Source organism: Oscillibacter sp. KLE 1728 (genome assembly GCF_934833455.1).
Classification (GTDB): domain Bacteria; phylum Bacillota; class Clostridia; order Oscillospirales; family Oscillospiraceae; genus Oscillibacter; species Oscillibacter welbionis.
In genome coordinates, this window is sequence record NZ_CAKVVF010000118.1 from 1 (window position 1) to 3,335 (window position 3,335).

Here is a 3,335-nt window from a genome sequence, read left to right on the forward strand (position 1 = left end):
TGAGTTTCCGGGGGACAGGCCCCCGGCCGTTCTATTAGTTGAACGTGCCGTGGGCAGGACGTATCCCCGGGCTTTTCTATCTTGGTCAAAAATCACAAAGATCTCGTCTCTTTCTGTGGAGTCTGACTGTTTCACTTCCCACCGCCGGCAGTGCCGGTGATCGACTGCGCTCTCTTCGTGGGAGGTGAGAGCTGCGGCTCCGTCTCCTCCGTACGGACAGCCATGTCCCGCAGGTCAAAGCGGTCCAGGGCCCCCTCCAGGAAGAAGGTCGTGTTGGTGTCCGGGTCCGTCCAGATCAGAGTGCCGGTCTCCTCCATGTCCGGGGAGCCGCCGGTGATGATGGTGACGCCGCCTACGGTGACGGAGGAGCCCTCCGCCTGAATCTCCTTCCCATTCACAGTAATGGTGGGGCCCTCGCTCTCCTCCGGCTCCTCCTCCGCCGTCCAATACCAGCCGGTGACGCCCCGCAGGTCGATCTCCTCCGGCTCCCCCTCCGGGGTCTCGAAGGGGCAGATGGGGTCAGTGACATACTGCCAGGTCAGTGTTGTCCCGTCCCTGACCCACACCTGCTGGACGGCTCCAGCGCCTTCATCCCGGTACATGGGTTCATAGCCCTCCGGCACCCAGCCCATCTCCCAGGCCACACCGGGTCCCTCGTAAGGCACCACGCCTTCCGCCATGGACAGCAGGGTCTCGGTGTCGCCAAAATCCGTGGCCCGCAGCATAAAGAGGTATCCCGCCTCGTTCTGCCAGGTCAGCAGGATTGTCCCCTCCGACTGGAAGAGGTCTGCCTGGTACCCCTGCACAGTGACGGTGGTGTGGTTTTCCCCCGCGTCCGAGGCTCCGTCCACATTGGTAGCTACCTCTCCCGCCTCCGGCGTGTAGACGGCAAACCACAGCCATGCGCCGGTCCCCGGCTCATAGTACCTCCAATAGCCCGAGCTCTCCTTGGGACTCACGTCCGTCAGCACAAAGCCCTCCGGGATCTCCGACAGCCGCCAGCCGCCGGGCGGATCCTCTGCCACGGTCCGCTTCGGGTTGATAAAGGTCACCAGATCCTCCTGCACCTGATGGAACCACCCCAGCACCGCCGCCCGGACGGCGGGGCTCACCGCCATCAGGCCCCCCAGGGTCACCAGGCATGCCAATAGCACGCAGGCCGCTGTCCGGGCCGCCCGCTTCCACACCGGCCGGGCCATCCGCTTCGCCCAGCCGAAGGGGTCCGCCAGCAGCCGCGTCCGGTTTCTCAAATACCGGTGGGACCAGTCCGGTTCCTCCGCCGCGTCCAGCACGTCCCGGAACCGCTCCAGGTTGGCCTCCATCAGGGCATGGCGCAGCATCCGCTCATCCATGGACGTACCCCTCCTTCTCCAGCGCCGCCGCCAGCATGGTCCGCCCCCGCAGGACGCGGGTGGCCACGGTGGACTCCTTCAGCCCCAGCCGCCGGGCGATCTCCCGGTTGCTCTCCTCCTCCACGCACTTCAGCTCCAGCACCCGCCGGTAGCTCTCCGGCAACGCCCGGATCAGGCTCACCAGATAGCGGTAGTCCGTCTCCCCCGTCTCCGGAGCGGGCGGATCCCAGTCCTCCGGCAGAGCTTCCTCCCGCCGCTCCTTCCGCAGCATGTCCACCGCCACGTTCTTCACAGCGGTCACTAGATATCCCTCCGTCTCGCTCCAGGCCAGGCCGCTCACCCGGTCCCACCGCCGGATGAGCTGCAGCCAAGTCTGCTGCACCGCGTCCTCCGCCGCGGTCCGGTCCCCCAGAACACGGACCGCCACGGCGTATAGCTTCTTCTCATAGGTCCCATGGAGCTTCAAAAACCTTTCCCGGTCCTCCTCCGTCTCCAGCATAGCCAGCAGCATGGAAAGCAACGCGCTCGCCTCCTCTTCTCTCTTGGGGGCGCATCCCCCCCGTCCGGTAAACGTCCCGGAAACGCAGAGTATCCCACCGGGAGCGAATCTTTTCGTCCCCGGCGGGATACTCTTCTCTTATACCATTTTCTCCGGCCGTACCGTCTCGTCGAATTCCGGCCCCGTCAGATACCCCAGCGCCAGCACCGCCTCTTTCAGGGTAGTGCCGTCGTGAAGGGCCTTCTTGGCGCACGCCGCCGCTGCCTCGTAGCCGATCCTCGGCGTCAGGCAGGTCACCAGCATCAGGGAGTTGTGCAGGTTGGCCGTCATCCGCTCCACATTAGGGGTGATGCCCTCCACGCAGTGGACCCGGAAGGAATCGCACACATCCCCCAGCAGCCGGGCAGAGAGCAGAAAGTTATAGGCGCTCACCGGCAGAAACACATTCAGCTGGAAGTTTCCCTGGCTGGCGGCAAAGCCGATGGCCGCGTCGTTCCCCATCACCTGCACGGCCGCCATAGTGACGGCCTCGCACTGGGTTGGGTTCACCTTGCCGGGCATGATGGAGCTGCCGGGCTCATTCTCCGGGATGTTTAGCTCTCCCATGCCGCACCGGGGACCGCTGGCCTCGAACCGGATGTCGTTGGCGATCTTCATGAGGTTGGCCGCCAGGGCCTTCAGTGCCCCGTGGGCGAACACCAGGGCATCCTTGCTGGTCAGTGCGTGGAATTTGTTGGCATCCGGGGTGAAGTCCACCCCGGTCATGGCCCGGAGCCGCCCGCACACCATCTCGTCGTACCCCTTGGGGGCGTTGAGGCCGGTGCCCACGGCGGTGCCGCCGATGGCCAGTTTGGTCAGCTCCGGCAGGGCGGTGCGCAGCATCCGGCAGGGGGCCTCCACCAGCTCCCGCCAGCCGGAGACCTCCTGGGCGAATTTCAGGGGCGTGGCGTCCTGCAAATGGGTCCGGCCAATGCGGATCAGGTCGGGATAGGCCTCCTCCAGCCTCCGGAAGGCCCCTGCCAGCCGCTCCGCCGCTGGCAGCACCTGCTCCGTGACGCTCAGGGCCGCCGCGATGTGGAGAGCGGAGGGGAACGTGTCGTTGCTGGACTGGGAGGCATTCACGTGGTCATTGGGGTGAAGCCGCATCCCCCGGTCCGCAGCCAGGTGGGCAATGACCTCGTTGACGTTCATGTTGGTCTGGGTACCGCTGCCGGTCTGCCACACCACCAGGGGGAACTCGTCATTCCACCTCCCCGCCCGGATCTCGGCGCACACGGCGGCGATGGCCCCGGCCTGCTCCGCCGTCAGCTTGCCGCAGTCCGCGTTGGCCTGGGCACAGGCCTCCTTCAAATAGGCAAAGGCGGTGATGATCTCCTGCGGCTGGCGCTGGCCGCCGATCTTGAAGTTTTCCAGGCTCCGCTGGGTCTGGGCGCCCCAGTGATGCTCCGCCGGGACAGCAATCTCGCCCATGGTGTCGTGTTCGA

Annotated in this window: 3 protein-coding genes; all 3 read right to left on the minus strand. The window is 65.8% G+C overall.

The window, feature by feature from the left end:
- Positions 1 to 131: 131 nt before the first annotated feature.
- Positions 132 to 1,352 carry a DUF4367 domain-containing protein gene (locus tag QVE23_RS10380; RefSeq protein WP_256264344.1) on the minus strand — a complete coding sequence of 407 codons (1,221 nt, stop codon included), beginning with the start codon at positions 1,350 to 1,352 and terminating at the stop codon, positions 132 to 134.
- Positions 1,345 to 1,863 (minus strand): RNA polymerase sigma factor, encoded by a 519-nt coding sequence (locus QVE23_RS10385; protein ID WP_256264360.1) that lies wholly within the window; start codon positions 1,861 to 1,863, stop codon positions 1,345 to 1,347. Before QVE23_RS10385 ends, QVE23_RS10380 begins: the two co-directional genes overlap by 8 nt.
- Positions 1,864 to 1,989: 126 nt before the next feature.
- Positions 1,990 to 3,335: class II fumarate hydratase (locus tag QVE23_RS10390; protein WP_337547820.1), on the minus strand; the 1,346-nt coding region annotated here is incomplete at its 5' end.

What these genes read in the sequence shown, in the direction of transcription:
- QVE23_RS10380 (WP_256264344.1), bottom strand. Translation starts at nt 1,352, where the DNA reads ATGGATGAGCGGATGCTGCGCCATGCCCTGATGGAGGCCAACCTGGAG.
- QVE23_RS10385 (WP_256264360.1), bottom strand. Translation starts at nt 1,863, where the DNA reads ATGCTGCTGGCTATGCTGGAGACGGAGGAGGACCGGGAAAGGTTTTTG.